The 19,658-nt window shown below is 62.7% G+C and carries 15 protein-coding genes; 8 read left to right on the forward strand and 7 right to left on the reverse strand.

Translation table 11 applies throughout. The features are described 5' to 3' along the window. The first annotated feature begins 29 nt into the window (after positions 1-29). On the forward strand, positions 30-1,031 hold the full coding sequence (locus M5B42_RS08515) for a FecR family protein (RefSeq protein ID WP_152736925.1): 1,002 nt from the start codon (positions 30-32) through the stop codon (positions 1,029-1,031). A 128-nt stretch (positions 1,032-1,159) separates the two neighbouring features. Here the strand turns inward: M5B42_RS08515 and M5B42_RS08520 are convergent, their stop codons facing one another. Next, a complete protein-coding gene (locus M5B42_RS08520) occupies positions 1,160-3,484 on the reverse strand; it encodes an acylase (protein WP_248745548.1) in 2,325 nt (774 codons plus the stop codon). A 320-nt stretch (positions 3,485-3,804) separates the two neighbouring features. Between M5B42_RS08520 and M5B42_RS08525 the strand changes: the two genes are divergently transcribed. Next, on the forward strand, positions 3,805-4,212 hold the full coding sequence (locus M5B42_RS08525; RefSeq protein WP_103494821.1) for a fe2+ zn2+ uptake regulation protein: 408 nt from the start codon (positions 3,805-3,807) through the stop codon (positions 4,210-4,212). A gap of 2 nt (positions 4,213-4,214) precedes the next feature. Here the strand turns inward: M5B42_RS08525 and M5B42_RS08530 are convergent, their stop codons facing one another. Continuing rightward, positions 4,215-4,403 (reverse strand): hypothetical protein, encoded by a 189-nt coding sequence (locus M5B42_RS08530; RefSeq protein WP_100943910.1) that lies wholly within the window; start codon positions 4,401-4,403, stop codon positions 4,215-4,217. Positions 4,404-4,743: 340 nt separating this feature from the next. After that, positions 4,744-5,655 carry a LysR family transcriptional regulator gene (locus M5B42_RS08535; protein WP_248745549.1) on the reverse strand — a complete coding sequence of 304 codons (912 nt, stop codon included), beginning with the start codon at positions 5,653-5,655 and terminating at the stop codon, positions 4,744-4,746. Positions 5,656-5,761: 106 nt separating this feature from the next. Between M5B42_RS08535 and M5B42_RS08540 the strand changes: the two genes are divergently transcribed. Beyond that, complete coding sequence (locus tag M5B42_RS08540; protein ID WP_103494823.1) at positions 5,762-6,757, forward strand: aldo/keto reductase; 996 nt, start codon at positions 5,762-5,764, stop codon at positions 6,755-6,757. Positions 6,758-6,904: 147 nt separating this feature from the next. Here the strand turns inward: M5B42_RS08540 and M5B42_RS08545 are convergent, their stop codons facing one another. The 3 genes from M5B42_RS08545 to M5B42_RS08555 all read right to left on the reverse strand — a co-directional run bounded on the left by M5B42_RS08545 (position 6,905) and on the right by M5B42_RS08555 (position 13,021). Beyond that, on the reverse strand, positions 6,905-10,576 hold the full coding sequence (locus M5B42_RS08545) for a translocation/assembly module TamB domain-containing protein (RefSeq protein ID WP_248745550.1): 3,672 nt from the start codon (positions 10,574-10,576) through the stop codon (positions 6,905-6,907). Then, a complete protein-coding gene (locus M5B42_RS08550) occupies positions 10,573-12,300 on the reverse strand; it encodes an autotransporter assembly complex family protein (RefSeq protein ID WP_152736927.1) in 1,728 nt (575 codons plus the stop codon). The genes M5B42_RS08545 and M5B42_RS08550 overlap by 4 nt, the downstream gene beginning before the upstream one ends. Positions 12,301-12,370: 70 nt before the next feature. Continuing rightward, entirely contained in the window at positions 12,371-13,021 is a 651-nt protein-coding gene (locus M5B42_RS08555) for a GNAT family N-acetyltransferase (RefSeq protein WP_248745551.1), read from the reverse strand. Between the two features lie 135 nt (positions 13,022-13,156). On the opposite strand from M5B42_RS08555, the gene xthA reads away from it, so the two are divergent. Beyond that, positions 13,157-13,969 carry an exodeoxyribonuclease III gene (gene xthA, locus M5B42_RS08560; protein ID WP_103497093.1) on the forward strand — a complete coding sequence of 271 codons (813 nt, stop codon included), beginning with the start codon at positions 13,157-13,159 and terminating at the stop codon, positions 13,967-13,969. Between the two features lie 210 nt (positions 13,970-14,179). Beyond that, positions 14,180-15,514: a phosphate ABC transporter substrate-binding/OmpA family protein gene (locus tag M5B42_RS08565; RefSeq protein ID WP_177102891.1), complete on the forward strand. Its 1,335-nt coding sequence runs from the start codon at positions 14,180-14,182 to the stop codon at positions 15,512-15,514. An 11-nt stretch (positions 15,515-15,525) separates the two neighbouring features. On the opposite strand, the gene M5B42_RS08570 is transcribed toward M5B42_RS08565, so the two are convergent. After that, positions 15,526-16,755: an acyl-CoA dehydrogenase gene (locus tag M5B42_RS08570; protein ID WP_103497095.1), complete on the reverse strand. Its 1,230-nt coding sequence runs from the start codon at positions 16,753-16,755 to the stop codon at positions 15,526-15,528. Positions 16,756-16,906: 151 nt separating this feature from the next. Between M5B42_RS08570 and M5B42_RS08575 the strand changes: the two genes are divergently transcribed. The 3 genes from M5B42_RS08575 to M5B42_RS08585 all read left to right on the forward strand — a co-directional run bounded on the left by M5B42_RS08575 (position 16,907) and on the right by M5B42_RS08585 (position 19,426). Then, positions 16,907-17,836 carry a LysR family transcriptional regulator gene (locus M5B42_RS08575; protein WP_100943899.1) on the forward strand — a complete coding sequence of 310 codons (930 nt, stop codon included), beginning with the start codon at positions 16,907-16,909 and terminating at the stop codon, positions 17,834-17,836. A gap of 200 nt (positions 17,837-18,036) precedes the next feature. Then, on the forward strand, positions 18,037-18,438 hold the full coding sequence (locus M5B42_RS08580; RefSeq protein ID WP_103497096.1) for a MerR family DNA-binding transcriptional regulator: 402 nt from the start codon (positions 18,037-18,039) through the stop codon (positions 18,436-18,438). A gap of 88 nt (positions 18,439-18,526) precedes the next feature. Further along, the gene (locus M5B42_RS08585; RefSeq protein ID WP_248745552.1) at positions 18,527-19,426 is read left to right on the forward strand and encodes a hydroxymethylglutaryl-CoA lyase; all 900 of its coding nucleotides are present in this window, start codon (positions 18,527-18,529) and stop codon (positions 19,424-19,426) included. The last annotated feature ends 232 nt before the right edge of the window (positions 19,427-19,658 follow it).

The following is a 19,658-nucleotide window of genomic DNA, read 5'->3' on the forward strand; positions in this document are numbered from 1 at the left end:
TTAGAATGGCCGAAACCAGGGAAGAATTCATGAGCGAACCGATCCTTTCAGAAGCCGAGTACGACGCCATCACCGACGCTGCCGCGCATTGGTGCATGCGGCTGCATGAAGAGGATTGCACCAGCGCCGAACGCGAAGCCTTCGCCGCCTGGCTCAAGGCCGACCCGCTGCATGCCGTCGAATACGAGGCCATGCTGGAAATCTGGGACGTGGCCGATCAACTACCGCCGACGGCCGTGCCCCAGGTGGTGGCCCTGATAGCGAAGCGCCGTCGCTGGCAAGGCTACGCCATGGCCGCGACCATCAGCCTGCTGGCCGTGCCCGTCGTCGGCTACCTGGGTTGGAGCCTCGGTTGGATTCCCAATGCCTACCAGAGCTTCGAAACTTCGAACCAGTTGCGCCAGGTCACCCTGGCCGATGGCAGCCAGGTGGAATTGAACCTGGGAACGCGGCTGACCTACAGCAACTACAAGGATCAGCGTCGGGTGACCTTGAAAAAGGGCGAAGCCTATTTCGAGGTGCGCCACGACGCCGAGCACCCCTTCGTGGTGAAGGCCGCCGAGGGTCAGGTACGGGTCACCGGAACCCAGTTCAACGTGTGGATGTATCAGGATCAGGTTCGCGTGACCTTGCTGCAAGGCTCGGTGCTGGTCAGCAGCAATACCACCCACCCTGGTGACGGTTATCGCCTGGACCCGGGCATGCAGGCGCGCTACAAATCCGGCGACCATGAGCCGCAGATCAGCCAGACCTATGCGCAAGACGCCAACCTGGCCTGGCGCGATGGCAAACTGGTCCTCGATAACCTGATGCTGAGCGATGCCCTGCCGTTGATCAACCGCTACCTTGAGCGCCCGGCGCTGCTGGCCGACAAGAACACCGGGACGATTCGCATCGGCGGGATCTACAGCACCGGGGAAGTGCAGCGGTTGCTGACCTCCCTGCCCAAGGTGCTGCCGGTGTACCTGACGCAGAACAAGGAAGGCCAGGCGGTGATCAACGCGATCCCGCAGGATACCCCGAAGGGCTGACGGGATCTTGAAAGCACCGTGAAACCTGTAGGAGCTTGGCTTGCCAGCGAAGCTTTTGCCGCCCTGAAGGACGCCATCGCCGGCAAGCCGGTTCCTACAAGGGACCGCGTTCAGCCTCACCACGAATGTTACTTCTGCGGTTCGCGAATCACCTGCGCCTGATACTCGGCATCCGCCCTGATCTGCTGTTCGGTGAACGGCAACACACTCCATTGCTTCTTCGAGAACGCTTCGGTCTGGTCGCGGAAATGCGGCGATGCCGGATCAGTAGACAGCGAAAACGCCAGCAACCCCAGTGCCTGAGGCCCCTTGTCGTCAAAACTCACCACCTGCAGATAGCTGGTGCCACCGACGACTTCGCGCTTGCCGCCCTCCCCCGGCACACTCTGAATCGCGTTGTACACGCCCAGGGTCGCCGGGCCGCCATGCACCGGCACCGGCTGCCCGCCCCGGCTGACCTGCTGCACATCGCCCCAGTGACTGGCGGCCGTCAGTCCCGCCGCCTTCACCTGTTCCAGCGACGCCAGCATCGCTCCGTGCAGCGCCCTGGCCACCTTGATCTGCTCGAAGGCCAGGCCGCGCGGGGTGTGCTGCGGATCAGCCGGATCAAACCTGACCCGCCAGAAATTCTCGCCTTCGGACAAGTGCGCCATGATGTTCTGGAAATGCACCATGCCCAGCCCGCTTTGCAGGTTCGCATGAGCGTCCCAGTCCTTGAGGCTGGCGCACACCGGCGCCAACGTCGTGGCATCGCTGCCCAGGTCGCCGGCGCAGAAGCGCAGCAGGTCCGGCAGCACCAATCCGGCCAGGTACACCTGATCGTCCATCACCATCGCCTGCAGGTCCGCAACCTTGATCGCCGCGGGCCGATCCAGCCGTGCCAGGCGCTCAAGGGCAAAGCGCGCCCGTGGCCCGAGGGGCTCGCCCTCACGACTGACCAGCGGCGAAAAGCCCGTGAGCGGCGCCCGCGGATTGACCATCCAGGCCGAATCGTTGGAGTTCTGCAGATAGTCGCCGCGTTCCAGTTGCGGCAACTGGTCCGCCGGGAAGATACCCTTCTGCGCGGCATTCGCCGCCACGTTCCAGGCACAGGCGGCGCGCGAGCCGTCGAGCACCACCAGCGGCCCGCTGCCATGGGGATCGCCGCACAAGGCCAGCTTGGCCGCATCCACGTAAGGCACCACCGACAGGTTCAGGTACAGCGCCTTCCCCTGGTCATCCACCGCCAGGGTGTTGACCCAGGGAATGCCCTGAATCCGCTGCACCGATGCCTGCAACGCCTGAAGGTTGTCGGCATGGTTCATCGCATACCACTGCTGCAACACCCGGTCGTTGTCCTGGTTGGCATCGCGCAGGCTGAACGCCACGTCACGGTTCCAGTCGAGCTTGCCGGGCCATTGCACCACCGGCCCGAACACCGAGCTGTAGAGCACCCGTTCAACGGTCCTGGTGCTGCCATCGGCCTGCTTGACCTCGACCTTGACCAGGCGCTTGTCCAGCGCCGTGGATTGTCCGTCGAGCAGGTAACGGGTCGGATCCTTGGGATCGAGTTGCAGCCGATACAGGGTGAAATGCCTGGACGTGTCCACCGTGTGGGTCCAGGCCAGGTGCCGGTTGAAACCGATATTGATCATCGGCAGACCCGGCAAGGCCGCCCCCATCACGTCAAGCTGACCGGGAATGGTCAGGTGCATCTGGTAGAAACGCAGGCCACCGACCCAAGGGAAATGCGGGTTGCCGAGCAACAGGCCACGGCCGTTGAACGAACGCTCGCCGCCGACCGCCAGCGCATTGCTGCCGCGGTCCAGGGCGAAACGCTGCAGGCGTTCGGCCGCCAGCTGGAACGACGCACTCGACACCTGGGCAGTCTGCCGCGGTGGTGTGGCGGCGGCCAGGGCTTCGGCGAACTGCCCGACACCGCCTTCGACCAGCAGGCGCCGGGTCAACCTGACCAGGTCCTGCGGCGTGATCGGCCGCACCCACTGCCCTCGGCACTGCTCCGGCAAGCCCCCGGCCTGGCGCTCGCCGAGCTGGCGGTTGTAACCGGCGACATAACCCTCGATCAATTGCGTGACCTGCGGGGTTTGCGCCTGCCAGAAAGCCGCCACCGCCTCGGGCGTATTGAGCCAGTTGAAAAACAGGTCGCTGGTGAGGTTGTCACGCCGTTCGACGGTCATCTGTTCGGGGCCGAAGTAGCGCGAGCGCTGGCCGTTGACCGTGACGATTTCGTTGGCCAGCAGGCACAGATTGTCCTGGGCATAGGCATAGCCGATGCCGTAGCCCAGCCCGCGCTCGTCGCTGGCGCGAATATGCGGCACGCCAAAGGTGGTACGACGGATCTCGGCGTTCAGCTCGCGACTCGCGTCGCCAGCCTCGCGGGCCTGGCCGTGGCTGCCCAGGCCGATCAACAACGTCGCCAGGCACAGCCTGGATAGCGAACGGGTAATAATCACACTGACTCCTGATGGAATATCGAACACCAGGCGACCGCATGCGCAACAGCGAACGGCAACCCGGAAAAGCGGCCACCGAGGGAAATAAACAAGGGACGGCCGATGCCTGCCCATGAAAGACGAGTCTGAATATGAAAATTTAGGGATATACAGGCGTCTGAACATGAAACTTGAAGGATATCCAGGTGCTATCACCTGTCTGCGACTTGATACCGACAAATTTTCTACATTCGAGGCTTCATGATTTATCCGTCTCGCTCGTCCTTATCAAGGAGAGCCGACATCACATTCCTGATCAGGCTCTGAAAAGGAGTTTTTGCATGTACGACCAGCACAGGTCAACGGACGGTAATTCTTTGCAACGCGATCCTTCCTACAGCTCGGGCGCCATGTTGGCCAAACCTGCCGAACGCAGTGGTAATAACCGCATCCGTCAGTTGCTCAAACACTTCGGTTTGCGCACCAGCCTGATCCGACTCAAAGTCATCGACGCCCTGCTGAGCGCCGACGAGGATCAGCGCCGGCTGGGTGTGCGCGGGGTTCACAGTCATTTGCTGGAATTGGGCATTCCCCTGTCCTTTCTCAGCGTGCGCGAGGTGCTCAAGCGCCTGTGCAGCGAGGGCGTCGTGGTGCTCAACGCGGACAAGAGCTACAGCCTGCACCCGGATGCGACCGCGGCCCTGGAGTTACAGGACTCCATGCCGCAGAGCGCGCAGATCGGCGACTGAGTTCAGGGCTTGACCTTGCGCCGCATCACACCGTTGATCACCACCACGAGCACCGCCACGCCAATGGCGATGTACTGGAACAGCTTCTCGCTGATGACCCCGGTGTTTTGCAGATAGGACAGGCCGAACATGATCCCCAGTACCACCAGGGAAATCAGAATCGAGTACTTCAGACGCTGCGATTGAGTCATTACCTATTCCTGAATAGTTAAAACTTGAAACGACAAATGTATCCGACTTGTATCTGAATCCATACCAAAACCCTACAAAGGCCGATGAATGAAACGACGCAAACGGGGTCCCATAGTATATCCGGGGAAAGGTTTTATCTTCCCGGCTTCACCCATGAGGATTTATCCATGTTTCGTCGAATCACGATGTTGATTCCCCTGCTGATCATCTTGTCTCTGAGCGGTTGCTTCATTTTTCCCCGTGGCGGAGGCTGGCACGATCATGACCATCGTTACTATGATGGGGGTGGCTACTACCGTCGCTGATCGCTCTTGTCGGGGACGGTGATCGACCGTCCCCTCATCGCCTAAACCCGGTACCCGGTCGGGCACAGATTTCCACCAGCCAATCGACAAACACCCGCACCCGCGCCGACATCTGTCGATGGGGCGGATACATTGCGCTCAGCGGTAATCCGGGGGGTGGATAATCGCCCAGCACTTCGCACAACTGGCCGCTGCGCAGTTGTTCGACCACGTGGTAATAGGGAATCTGCACCAACCCATAACCCGCTTCACACGCCGCCAGGTAACCGTCGGCACTGCTGACCGAGAGACGCTTGGGCAGGTCGATCGCCTGCAACTGGCCGCCCTGCTGGAACTCAAGCCCGAAGCGCTTGCCGCTGACACTGGAAAAATACTCGACCATCCGATGCCCCGCCAAGTCCGCCAGTGACGTCGGCAACCCCATGCGCTCGATATAGGCCGCACTGGCACAGGTCACTTGCTCGACCAGCACCAGCGGCCGGGCCACCAGCGATTCGTCCAGGGCCTCGCCACCCCGCAGCACACAATCGATACCGTCGCGGATCAGGTCCACGGGCCGGTCATTCAGGCCGATTTCCAGGTCGATCAGCGGATAACGCTCGCTGAACTCGGGCAATACCGGAATCACGATCAAACGCCCGATGCCCGCCGGCATATCGACCCGCAGGGTCCCCCGTGGATTGCGCCGGGCAGAGGAAAACACCGCTTCGGTCTCCTCCAGGTCCGCCAGCAGTTGCACGCAGCGCTGGTAATAGGCCGCGCCGTCGAGGGTGGCGCTGACCTGGCGGGTGGTGCGGTGCAACAGTTGCACCCCCAGGTGCGCTTCCAGTTGCTTGACCAGCACCGTCACCGAGGCCCGGGGTACTTGCAGGCTGTCGGCGGCCTTGGCAAAACCGCCCAGCTCGACGATCCGGGTAAAGACCCGCATGGCATTGAAGCGATCCATCGGCCCTCCATTATTGGGATTTTACGAATAGTGATAGTGCTTTTAGCCGGTTTATCGCGCTTTTGTCGAGGTTCACACTGCACGAAATCCCACAGGAGCTCACACCATGCACACCCGTCAACTCGGCAAGAACGGCCCACAGGTCTCCGCCATCGGCCTCGGCTGCATGGGCATGACCGATTTCTACACCACCGGCAGCGACACCCGCGAAGCCACCGCGACCTTGCATCGGGCCCTGGAACTGGGCGTAACCCTGCTCGACACCGCCGATATGTACGGCCCCCACAGCAACGAAGAACTGATCGGCCAGGCCATCGCCGGCAAACGCGACCAGGTGTTCCTGGCCAGCAAGTTCGGCATCCTCCGTGACCCGGCCAGGCCGGCGTACCGTGGGGTCAGCGGGAAACCGGAGTACATCCGCACGGCCATCGACGGCACCCTCAAGCGCCTCGGCGTGGAGACCCTGGACCTGTACTACCAGCACCGTATCGACCCGGAAGTGGCCATCGAGGAAACCGTCGGCGCCATGGCCGAGCTGGTCAAGGCCGGCAAGGTTCGTTACCTGGGTTTGAGCGAGGCCTCGGCCGAAACCCTGGAGCGGGCCCATCGGGTGCATCCGATCAGCGCCTTGCAAAGCGAGTACTCGCTGTGGAGCCGTGATCAGGAAGACAACGGCTGCCTGGCCGCCTGCCAACGCCTGGGAATCGCCTTTGTGCCCTACAGCCCGTTGGGCCGTGGTTTCCTGACCGGCGCCTTGAAGAGCCCGGATGATTTCGCCGCCGATGACTATCGGCGTTTCAGCCCGCGTTTCCAGGGCGAGAACTTCGCCCGCAACCTGCGGCTGGTGGAGCAGGTGCAAGGGTTGGCCGCGGAAAAAGGCGTGACGGCCGGGCAACTGGCATTGGCCTGGGTCCTGGCCCAGGGCGACTACCTGATCCCGATTCCCGGGACCAAACAACGCAAATACCTGGAAGAGAACGTGGCGGCCCTGGAGGTGAAGCTGAGCCCCGCCGAATTGCAGGCCCTGGAGGCGATTTTCCCGGCGGGTGCCACGGCCGGGCTGCGCTATCCGGAAGCGGTGATGCAGGGCCTGAATCGCTAAAGACCCGACTGCCGAACCCTGATCCCGAGCACACAACGGAACCTTGTAGGAGCAGGACTTGCCCGCGAAGCGGCGCCCTCAAGGACGCCTTCGCGGGCAAGCCCTGCTCCTACAGGATCGTGTGTGACCGCAGAGGAGTGTCATTCCTCAGAAATCGCGCTTGTAGAAGATATCCAGGGAACTGGCCACGCCGCTCGCCGCCTCCAGGTAAACCTTCTTGCTCAACATATAACGCAAGGCGATGGTATTGGCCGGTTCGAACACCCCCACCCCGTAGCGCAAGCTCAGCTTCTCGGTGATCTTGCCGCTGGCCACCACCGATGTGGTACTGCCGCTGCCCTGGGTATCGAGGGCAAAATCCTCGATACCCAGGTTCTTCGCCAGGTCGCCGGTCAACCCGGCACTGCCCATCAAACCCAGGCCCAACGCCGCCTGGGCCAGCACATTGCTGTCTTCGCCAGTGGTGCTCAACGGTCGTCCCAACACCAGGTAGGACAACGCCTGCTCCTGGCTCATGGCCGGTTCCGAGAAGATCTGCGTGGTCGGTTGCTCTGCGCTGCCGCTCAGGCGGATACCGGCAATCACATCATCGGTCTGGCGAATCGCCTCGATATCCAGATACGGCTGGTCGATGGGCCCGGCGAACAGCAAGCGCGCCCGGCGAATGGTCAGGCGCTGGCCATAGGCGCTGTAGCGCCCGTCATTCAGGCGCAACTCACCCCGGGTATCGAGGTTGTCACCGATATGCACCTGGCCCTGCAAGTCGGCGGTCAGGCCAAAACCGTTGAAACTGAGCTTGTCCTCCCCCACCAGTACCTCGATATCCATGGACATCGCCAGGGGCGCCTTGCCCTCCTCGGTCTGCTGGCCGACGATCACCGTGTCGTCCGAGACCTTGACCGTCGACGGCGGCAGCTCGCGCACGACGATCGCGCCCTTGGGCACATGCACCTTGCCGGCAATCGCCAGCTTGTCGCCGTGCATCGACACCGTCAGGTCCGGCGCCACCTCCAGGGTCGCATAGGGCTCGACGCTGACCGGCAACTGCGAGCCCTTGATCGCCAATTCCACTTGTAGCGCATCGGTCCAGTCGATATGCCCGGTCAGGCTGCCGTGTCCGGCATCACCGCCGGTCCAACTGCCGTTGAGCTGGACGTTTTCCCCGGCAATCTGCGCCTGCACCCGCAGGTCCTTGACCGTGGTCGGCACTTCCGAGCCGGAGACCTCGCCACCGCTCAAGGTCAGGTTGCCGTTGACCTTGGGCGCCAGCAAGCCGCCGGACAAACGCCCGCTGCCATCGAGGCGACCGGCCAGGGTCTCGACCTTTCTTACGAAAGGCCGGGCCACACTGAGATCGAGGCCGCTGAGACGGAAATCGCCGGTCAGGGGTTTGTTCTTCGCCAGGGGATTGATCTGCGCCTGGAGCATCAGTTCGCCGAGCTTGCCACCGCGAAAATCCAGGACCGTGTCGACCCGCCGTGGGCTCAGGTTGCTGGTCAGCTTGAGGGTCTCGTAGGGGAAGTCCAGCCATCTGCGTCGTTCGCGAATACGCAGGGTGCCGCCGCTGGCATCGATCATGATCTGGCCCTTGGGGCCGCTGGCCGGCAGGTCCACTTGCAGGTCGGCATTCAGCCGGCCCTGCCAGGCGAAGTCGCGGGGCAACCATTGCCCCAGGCTTTCCAGGGGGAATTGCTTGAGGTGATAACGCAAGCGCGGTTCGGGCATCAACCGCTGATCCTCGCCGCACAGGCTGGCCTCTCCCGACAGCCAGCAGTGGCTGCCGAAATTCAATCGGCCATCGGCAAGGTATTCGAGTTTGGCCGGGTTCTGCAGTTTCCAGTCCTGGCCGCCGGTCTGTACATCGCCGGAAACCAGGCGCCCGCGCCAGTTGCCTTTGTCGAGTCCGCCGTCCAGGCCCAGGGCCAGTTTCAACAGCGGGCCTTGCAGATCGAGCTGCGCTTGCTGGCGCTTGAGATCGCCCTGCCCGTGCAAGGTCAGGGTACCCAGGGCCGTTTCGCCGGCCTGGATACCTTCGCCCTTGAGATCCAGTTGCCCACGTTGGGCGCTATCGAGGTTTGCCTCGAGACTGAGGTTTTGCAGACGGTTATCGGCAAATACCAACTGCTGGCCGTGCAGGCTGACCTTGCCTTGCGGCGCCTTCAGCGTGCCGGCGAGATCGACCCGGCCTTTGACTTGTCCGCGCAACTGCGGCCAGAGCTGGCCCAGGCGCGGCAGGTTGAGGTCGAGCTGCCCGGCCAGGCGTTGTTGCAGGCTGCCGCTGCCCTGGATACGGTTATCGCCCAAACGAATGTCCAGGGCACCCAGGGTCCATTGCTCGCCTCTACCGCTGGCCTTGGCTTGTAACACTGCCGGTTGCCCGCGCAGTTTGCCCTTGAGGTCGATATTCGCCTCCAGGTTCAACTGCTGGTTCTTCAACTCGCCTTTGCTGCGCAGCGGCCCGGCCAGGGTCCCGGGCAACTCCGCCAGCCAGTAAGCCGGATTGAGCGCGCTCAGGTCCAGTGCGGTGTCCCAGGCGATGCCATCGGCGAATTGCAACTTCAGGTAACCGCTGGCCTTGCCCTGCCCCGCCGTCAGTTCGAGCTGCGGCAGGGCGATCTGTTCCAGGTCGCCACTGAACGGCGTCAGCAGCCGGAACTTGCCCGCCGGGCCATCGAGATCGGCCTGGACGAAACCCAGGTAGTTGCCGTCACGGTAATGTACCTCACCGACCAGGGTCCGCGCCTTGACCGCCGGTTCCTCGATCAACGGGTAAAGGCGATGCCAGGGAAAGTCCAGCCAGTCGACCTTGGCGTCGACAGCGAAGCCCTTCTGCCAGTCCAGTTCGGCGCTGAGTTTCAGCCGCTGTTTGGCATCGGCCGTCAGGTCCAGCGCGGCGATCTGCGCGCCCCGCGCATCGACCCGGCCTTGCAGGTTGAGGTCGACGGGACCTTGCTCGGCCGGCAGCACGGCCTTGCCCTGGAGCTGGTAACCGTCTTTCAGGTTGCCGCTGCCGGTGAGCTCCAGCTGATTGAGTTGCAGGGTGTCCGGCAGTTCGGCGCTGGCCTTGAAGCCATCGGCGGTGACCCGCACCCGGGCCGGCAGGTGCTCGGCCAGGGCCTCCAGTTCGCCCGTCAGTTGGCCCTGCAGATAACCGCTGCTGTTGGCCTTGAGCTTGAGGGTCTTGAGCAGATCGCCCTGCACCTCCAGCGCCAGGGCCCAGGGCTCGCCGCCCGGGGCCGGCAACAGCAGCTTGCCCTCGGCCGTCAGCGGCCAGTCGCCGCTCGGTTGCAGCAGCCCGGAGAGGTCCAGGCTGAGGTCGTCGTGCTGCAGATGCACGGTATCGATCTGCAAACCCTGCGCCGTCCAGTGCGCGGCCAGTTGCAATTCCTTGAGCTGCTCGCTGCCATCGAGCCACAGGCTGCCGATACGCACCTGGCGCAACTCGATCGCCACCGGCAGTTTCAGCGTCGGCAAGCTCAGCGGCCCGCTCTCGGCCGGCGCGCTCGGTTCAAAGCGCAGGTCGACCCGCTCGACTTCCAACTGATCGACACACAGCACAAAGTGCGTCAGGCACAACGGCGACCAATTGAAGCGCGGCTGCTGCAATTCAACCCGATTGCCGCCCTGTTGCCAGAGCAGATGATCGGCGCTCCACTGCCCGCCCAGATGACCCTGGAAATTTTCCACGCTCAAGCCCGGCACCTGCGCCAACGCCCAGCGGCTGCCGGCCTGGGTGCCCAGCAGCAGACCCAACGACACCAGCAACAACAGCATCAGCGCGACAAGCGCCAGGCCGAGTATTTTCAAACCACGCTTCACAACTCAGGCCCCATGGAAAAGTGCAAACGGATACCCCCGGGATCGTCCAGCGCATGGGCCAGGTCGAGACGGATCGGCCCCACCGGCGAGATCCAGCGCACGCCGATGCCGACGCCGGTCTTGAGGCTCGGCAACTCCAGGGTGTTGAACGAGTTGCCCTGGTCGACGAAGGTCGCGACCCGCCATTTCTCGGCGATGGAATATTGGTACTCAAGGCTGCCGGCGACCATGTAGCGCCCACCGATCCGATCCCCTTCGGAGTTTTCCGGGGACAGGCTCTGGTAGTCGTAGCCGCGCACGCTCTGGTCGCCGCCGGCGAAGAAGCGCAGGGACGGCGGCACGTTCCGGTAGCCATTGGTGGCGCTGCCGCCGAACTGGATCCGGCCGAGGAAACGGTGATTATCCCAGACCGTGGTCAGGCCCTTGAGCGTCGCCGTGCCGTACAGCAGGTTATTGTCCGAGGCCAGGCCTTCCTTGGCGACCTTGCTGTCGAACTCCAGGCGATAGCCGTTGTGCGGATCGATGCGGTTGTCGCTGCGCAGGTAGGAGTAATTGATGCCCGGCATCAGCAAGGTACTCAGGCCCGAGTCGTCGCCGAGGCGGTACTCCTCGCGCTGCCACTTGAGCGAGATCACCCGCTGCCAGCCGCTGGGCAGCTTGCTGTGCCATTCCGGGCCGATGGTGAACAGCTTGCTCAGGCTGTCGGTGTTGGCGATCTCTTCGTACTGGTAGCCGGCGGCCCAGCGCAGCTTGTCGGTGAGCGGCGGGTCCAGCGGATGGTCGTACCACAGGCCGATATTCTGCCGGGGCGCGGACACCTCGCTTTCGATGCCATAGCTATCGCCCTGGGCATTGACCCAGTGGCGAGTCCAGTTGGCCTTGACCCGGGGCCCGACGTCGGTCGAATAACCCAGGCCCAAGCCCATGGTGCGCGGCTTGCGGGTATCGAGCTGGACCTCGACCGGAATCACCCGGTCCTTGGCCGCCAGCGGCGCCGCATCCACCCGCACGCCTTCGAAGTAGCCGCTCGATTGCAGGGCCTGGTTGAGCTCGGCGATCAGTTCGGAATCGTAAGGGGTACCGGCCTTGAATGGCACCATGCGGTGCAGCAGGTCCTCGTCGAAGGGCGTGTCGCCGGCGAAATGCACCGGTCCCAGGGAGTAGCGCGGACCGCTGTCATAGATCAGCTCGATATCGGCGATGCCCGCCTTGGGGTCGACGATCAACTTCTGGCTGATAAAGTGGCCGCTGAAAAACCCATAGCGCGAGGCCCGGTTGAGAATCAGGCGCTTGGTATCCTCGTAGTGCCCATGGTTGAGCACGGCACCAGGCTTGAGGGCATCACTCCTGGGGATCTGGAAAGCCTTGAGGCTGGCGGCCGGGCCTTCGATGCGCACGGTGACATTGCGCAGATGCACCGGTTCGCCGGGATCGATGGTCAGGATCAGCTTGGGGGTCTTGCCGGCTTCGACTTCGGTCTCGATCTGCGGCTGATAATAGCCGAGCGCCTGGGCGGCCTTGCGTGCCTGCTCCTGCGCGCCGCGGCTGAAACGCCGCAGGGCATTTTCACCACGATTGCCGAGACTGCCAATGTAGCCTTCCACATTGGCCTTCAACTCGTCGTTCGCCGGCTTGACCCGTACATCGAGTTCGCTTTGCGCCAGGGCCGCCATGCTGCAACAGAGCAGGAGCAAACCGCTGGTCAATCTTATAGAAAACATCATAGGCGCGGATGCTATCACGGGCTGGGTTAAGGCCGTCATAGAACGCGAAACCGACCGGAAAGTTCGACAGTCAAGCCATTGCTGTTTGTAACATCAGGGGGTTGGCGTGATAAAACACGTGCTCGCGGATCGGTCCCACCGCTACCTCACCGATGTCCTCATAACCCTGGCGCTTGTAGAACTCAACGTAACGCGAGTTACCGGTATCGAGCACCACGCCTTGGGAATGCGGGTCTTCGGCACACCAGTTGTGCACCGCCATCAGCAACTGCTCGCCATAGTGCTGGCCCTGGAACTGCGGGTGGATGCCCAGCAACGGCAGCACGTGCACCGAATTCGACGGCAGACAGGCGAGCACCGCCTGCTGGTACTCCAGGTAACGGCGGGTACAGCGAAAGCCGGTGCTCAGCACCATGCGCATGCGCCAGACCCAGCTCTCGGTAATGTCCAGTCGACGTTGGGGCGGAGCGATCAGCGCAATGCCGATCAGGCGGTCGTTGACCAGCAGCCCGATGGCCGGCAGATCCTCGAGAAAGTGTTGCTTGACCCGCTCGCGTACCGTGGCCCGGACCCGCTGTTCGTAGCCCGGGCGTTCGGCCTCGAACAGATAGGCGAACGTCGGTTCATGCCGATAGGCCTGGTACAACAGCGAGCGTGCTTCGCGAGAATAACCACCGTCGAGCAGATGGATCTGGGCCTTGATCTCTGGCATTTCCGGCATGGGGGTCAACCTCCCTGGCCGCGGCGCGTTGCCGCAACGATCTGAGAGAACGTTAGCAGTGCATCGACACTCCCGCCACGCTGGCCGTCGCCGGACTTGTCGGCTAGCATCGCTGTTTTGCCAGGATTGCCGCCCATGAAAATCGTCTCGTTCAACATCAACGGCCTGCGCGCCCGGCCCCATCAGTTGGCGGCGCTGATCGAGAAGCACCAGCCGGATGTGATCGGCCTGCAGGAAACCAAGGTCTCCGACGACCAGTTTCCACAGGCTGAAGTCGAAGCCCTGGGTTACCACGTGCATTTCCACGGTCAGAAAGGCCATTACGGCGTGGCGCTGCTGTCGCGCCAGGCACCACTGAGCCTGCACAAGGGGTTCGAGGGCGACGATGAGGAAGCCCAGAAGCGCTTTATCTGGGGCACCTTCGCCGATGAAAACGGCACGCCGGTGACCATCATGAACGGCTATTTCCCCCAGGGCGAAAGCCGCGACCATCCGACCAAGTTCCCGGCCAAGGAACGCTTCTACCAGGACCTGCAGCAGTTGCTGGAAAGCCGGTTCCAACACGACCAGCCGCTGGTGGTGATGGGCGATATCAATATTTCCCCGGAGGACTGCGATATCGGTATCGGCGCCGACAATGCCAAGCGCTGGCTGAAAACCGGCAAGTGCAGCTTTCTGCCGGAAGAGCGCGAATGGCTGGCACGCCTGAAGAACTGGGGGCTGGTGGACAGCTTCCGGCATCTGCACCCTGAGGTGAATGACCGTTTCAGCTGGTTCGACTACCGCAGCCGTGGTTTTGAAGACGAGCCCAAGCGTGGCCTGCGGATCGATGTGATCATGGCCTCGAATGGCTTGCTGCCACGGGTCAAGGCCGGTGGGGTCGACTATGAATTGCGCGGCATGGAAAAGCCTTCCGACCATGCACCGATCTGGCTGGAGCTGGGCTGATCCCCGCTCTCCTGAACAGCACAACCCTGTAGGAGCAGGGCTTGCCCGCGAAGCTTTTAGCGGTCTCAAGGCCCCCTTCGCGGGCAAGCCCTGCTCCTACAGGTACGTGGCGTTTTCAAGAGTGGGGCTTGGCGCCCGACCGTCGTCATTTAACTGAAACCTGACTGACTTATTCTTGCAGCACTCTGGCCCATTAAAGGTGCAGGCCCCATGCTGCGCGCGCTCTCACTGTTGATCCTCTGCGGCCTCCCCGCCCTGACCCTGGCGGCCCTGCCCGCGCCGCCCGATGACGGCCCGGCGCTGCGTATCCAGGGTTCCAACACCATCGGTGCCGACCTCGGACCGGCGCTGGTCAAGGGCTGGCTCGAGGAACAGGGCCTGCACGGCGTGCACCTGGCCAACACCGGCAAGGACAACGAGCAGCGCGTGCTCGCCACCACCGAGCAAGGCCGCCGGGTCCGGATCGAAGTCGCCGCCCATGGTTCCAGCACCGGCTTCAGCGCCCTGAAAGCCGGTACCGCCGACCTCGCCGCGTCTTCCCGTCCGATCAAGGACGCCGAACTGGCGGACCTCGCCAGCCTCGGCGATCTGAAAAGCCCCGACGCCGAGCAAGTGATCGCCATCGACGGCGTGGCGATTATCCTTCATCCGCAAAACCCGCTGACCCGACTGAACACCGAAGAACTGGCGAAAATCTTTTCCGGCGAAGTGAAAACCTGGGAAGAACTGGGCGGGATCGGCGGCGCCATTCACCTCTACGCCCGGGATGAAAAGTCCGGGACCTGGGACACCTTCAAGGAACTGGTACTGGCCCGTCGCGGCAAGTCCCTGGCCGTCGGCGCCCAGCGTTTCGAATCCAGCGAACAGTTATCCGATGCGGTCAGCCAGGATCACCAGGGGATCGGCTTTATCGGCCTGCCCTACGTTCGCCAGGCCAAGGCCGTGGCCATTGTCGACGGCGATTCGCAAGCGATGCTGCCACTGGCCAGCCTGATCGCCACCGAGGATTATCCGCTGTCCCGACGACTGTTCTTCTACCTGCCGCCCAACCGCCAGAACCCCTGGGCCGCGTCCCTGGTGCGCTTCGCGCAAAGCCCGGCGGGCCAGGCGATTGTCGCCGGCAACGGGTTTGTCGCGCAGACGGTGCAAGCCATCCCGGTCACGCCCGGCCCGGCCATGTCGCCGGAATACCTGGCCCTGGCGAAAGAAGCGCAGCGCCTGTCAGTGAATTTTCGTTTCGAGGAAGGTAGCGCCAGCCTGGACAACAAGGCCCGCCAGGATGTGCTGCGGGTCCTGGATTACCTGCATGCCCAGGGCAAGCTGAACAAACAGGTGACCCTGGTGGGTTTTGGCGACGCCAAGAACGACCCGGCCCGCGCCGCCCTGCTGTCCAAGCTGCGGGCGATGGCGGTGCGTCGGGAACTGGTGAAGGGTGGCGTGGTGTTTCGCGATATCCAGGGCTTCGGCGCGCAGATGCCGGTGGCGGCCAACACCCTGGATGAAGGCCGCATCAAGAACCGGCGGGTCGAGGTCTGGGTGTATTAAGAGCGCGGCTCTCAGCGCTCCGAACGCATCATCTCGCGCGGTACATATTTGCCGATCTCGTACTTGCCGATCGCCGCCCGGTGCACTTCATCCGGGCCGTCGGCCAGGCGCAGGGTGCGTTGCATGGCGTACATGTAGGCCAGCGGGAAATCGTTGGAGACCCCGGCCCCACCATGGATCTGGATCGCCCGGTCGATCACCTTCAAGGCCACGTTCGGCGCCACCACCTTGATCTGCGCGATCTCGCTTTTCGCCACCTTGTTACCGGCGGTGTCCATCATGAAGGCCGCCTTCAGGGTCAACAGGCGCGCCATGTCGATCTCCATCCGCGAGTCGGCGATCTTGTCGATATTGCCGCCCAGGCGAGCCAATGGCCGGCCGAACGCGGTACGGTTGACCGCCCGTTTGCACATCAGCTCCAGCGCGCGCTCGGCCATGCCGATGGAACGCATGCAGTGGTGAATCCGGCCCGGGCCAAGGCGACCCTGGGCGATCTCGAAACCACGGCCCTCACCCAGCAGCACGTTCTCGTAAGGCACCCGCACGTTCTCGAACAGCACTTCGGCGTGACCATGGGGCGCATCGTCGTAACCGAATACCGGCAATGGACGGACGATCTTCACCCCGGGGGTATCCACCGGTACCAGGATCATCGAATGTTGCTGGTGACGCGGTGCGTCCGGATTGCTCAGGCCCATGAACACCAGGATCTTGCAGCGCGGATCACAAGCGCCGGAAGTCCACCACTTCTTGCCGTTGATCACCCACTCGTCACCCTGGCGCTCGGCGCGGGCGGCCATATTGGTCGCATCGGACGAAGCCACATCCGGCTCGGTCATGGCGAAGGCGGAACGGATCTCGCCGCGCAGCAGCGGTTCCAGCCAGCGTTGTTTCTGTTCTTCATTGGCGTAACGCACCAGCACTTCCATATTGCCGGTGTCCGGTGCCGAGCAGTTGAACGGCTCCGGCCCGAGCAAGGAGCGGCCCATGATTTCCGCCAGGGGGGCGTATTCCAGGTTGGTCAGGCCGGCACCCAGTTCGGATTCCGGCAGAAACAGGTTCCACAACCCCTCGGCCTTGGCGCGGGCCTTGAGTTCTTCCATGATCGCGGTGGGCTGCCAGCGATCGCCTTCGGCGACCTGGCGCTCGAACACCGGTTCGGCCGGATACACATAAGTGTCCATGAACGCGGTCACGCGTTCACGCAGTTCCTGAACCTTGGGCGAATAGGCGAAATCCATGGGCAGCTACCTTCTTGAGCAGGTGGTCGGAGTCATGGAATCGATGCTAGATCAGCTACGAAAATTTACCAAAGCTATTCTCGCCGTGTATTAACATTCATCACCGATATATGATCGGCTGATCGAACCCTAACAATAAGAGCGCCGCGAAATGAATCTGAGCAAGGTCGACCTCAATCTTTTCATCGTCTTCGACGCCATCTATACCGAGGCCAACCTGACCCGCGCCGGGCAGATCGTCGGCATCACCCAGCCGGCGGTGTCCAACGCCCTGGCACGCCTGCGCGAGACCTTCAACGACCCGCTGTTCGTGCGCACCGCCCAGGGCATGGTGCCCACGCCGATGGCGCAGAACATCATCGGCCCGGTGCGCAATGCCCTGTCGCTGCTGCGCATCTCGGTCCAGGAAAGCCGGATCTTCAACCCGTTGCAGGCGAACAAGACCTACCGCATCAGCATGACCGACCTCACCGAGGCGGTGATCCTGCCACCACTGTTCCAGCGCCTGCGTCGCCTGGCGCCGACGGTGGCGATCGAGAGTTTCCTCTCCAAGCGCCGCGAGACCACCAAGGAACTGGCCGCCGGACGTATCGACTTCGCCGTCGACGCGCCGCTCAACACTGACCCGCAGGTGCGTCATGTCAAGCTGATGGAAGACCGCTATGTCTGTGCCATGCGCAAGGGCCATGCAATGGCCGGCAAGGACAAGCTGACCCTGGATGACTACATGGGATTCACCCACATCCATATTTCCAGCCGACGCAATGGCCTGGGTTATGTCGACCTGGCCCTGGGCAAGATGGGCATCCAGCGCAAGATCGCCTTGCGTTCGCAGCATTACCTGATGGCCTCGCAGGTGTTGCAGCAGACCGATATGGTCATGACCGTGCCGGAACGCTTCGCCCGCCGCCATGACTTGCATTACTTCCCATTGCCGGTCAATGACGTGCCGCCGGTGGAAACCCACCTCTACTGGCACGAAAGCACCGACCAGGACCCGGCCAACCGCTGGATGCGCGAGCAGATGATCGAACTGTGCCAGCAGGTCACGGCCCATGAGAAGAAGCTCGACAAGGCCTGAGCCTGGGGAAAACACTACTCACTTGAATCTGAACGCATACCCCGTGGGAGCGGAGCTTGCCCGCGAAGCTTTTGGCGATCTTGAAGCCCCCTTCGCGGGCAAGCTCCGCTCCCACAAAGGTCATCGCATGCCTCACGCATGCTTGACGTATACGTCAAGCAGCCCTTAGCTTAGCGCCATGACCTTTCTCGAGCGCTTTCATGAGCAGCCAGACCTACAGCATCTCCGACCTCGCCCGCGAGCTCGACATCACCACCCGGGCCATTCGCTTCTATGAAGAGCAAGGCCTGCTCAGCCCTGAGCGCAAGGGCTTGGAACGCATCTACTCGGCCCGGGACAAGGTGACCCTGAAACTGATCCTGCGGGGTAAGCGCATCGGTTTTTCCCTGGCCGAGTGCCGCGAACTGATCGAACTCTACGACCCCACCAGCGGCAACCACAAGCAGCTCAACAGCATGCTGGCGAAGATCACCGAGCGCCGGGCGCAGCTGGAGCAGCAACTGCTGGATATCGAACAGATGCAACTGGAACTCGACACTGCCGAGGAGCGCTGCCATCAGGCGTTGCAGACCCTCGAACAACAGGCCGACCCCATCCTGTAGGAGCAGAGCTTGCTCGCGAAGGGGCTCTTGAGAGCGCTAGAAGCTTCGCGGCCAGACCCTGTTCCTACTCACCAACAAGGTACCCCCCATGTCATTGCCCACCCACGTACGCCTGATCGAAGTCGGCCCCCGCGACGGCCTGCAGAACGAAGCCCAACCCATCAGCGTGGCCGACAAGGTCCGCCTGGTGGACCGTCTCGGCGACGCTGGCCTGGGCTATATAGAAGTCGGCAGCTTCGTCTCGCCCAAATGGGTGCCGCAGATGGCCGGTTCCGCCGAAGTCTTCGCGCAGATCCAGCGCAAGCCCGGGGTCACCTATGGCGCGCTGGCCCCCAACCTGCGCGGTTTCGAAGATGCCGTGGCCGCCGGGGTCAAGGAGGTGGCGGTGTTCGCCGCCGCCTCCGAAGCCTTCTCCCAGCGCAATATCAACTGTTCCATCAGCGAAAGCCTCGAACGTTTCGTACCGATCATGGACGCCGCCCGCCAGCATGGCATGACCGTGCGCGGCTACGTGTCCTGCGTGCTCGGCTGCCCCTATGAAGGCCCGGTCGCCGCCGAACAGGTCGCCGTCGTGGCCCGCGAGCTGTATGCCATGGGCTGCTACGAGGTGTCCCTGGGCGACACCATCGGCACCGGCACCCCGGGCGCCACCCGGCGGATGTTCGAGGTGGTCTCGGCCAGCGTGCCGCGGGAAAAACTTGCCGGGCATTTCCACGACACCTATGGCCAGGCCATGGCCAATGTCTACGCCAGCCTGCTGGAAGGCATCGCGGTCTTCGACAGCTCCATCGCAGGCCTGGGCGGCTGCCCCTACGCCAAGGGCGCCAGCGGTAACGTCGCCACCGAAGACGTGCTCTATATGCTCAACGGCCTGGGTATCCACACCGGTGTCGACCTCGACCAGTTGCTCCTCGCGGGCCAGGAAATCTGTGCCGTGCTGGGACGTGTTACTGGCTCACGGGTCGCCAAGGCACGGCAGGCGGTGTGAATGTGTCCGGGTGTTACCGTCTGGAAACACAAACGAGTAACACGGAAACAGATTCACGACATTGCCCTTGGCCGAAGGTTCACGAAAAATATCAAAGCATTGATTTTAAAGGGTTTTAAAAAGTTGGCACGCCACCTGCTATATCTCTTGCATAACAAGAATAAAAAGCAGCAAACCCATAAAAATAAGACGTACCGACTCTGACATAACAAAAACAACACGGCAGAGACGC

Origin of the sequence: Pseudomonas sp. MWU12-2037, assembly GCF_023242345.1 — a bacterium.
In the GTDB taxonomy this organism is placed as follows: Bacteria; Pseudomonadota; Gammaproteobacteria; order Pseudomonadales; family Pseudomonadaceae; genus Aquipseudomonas; species Aquipseudomonas gingeri_D.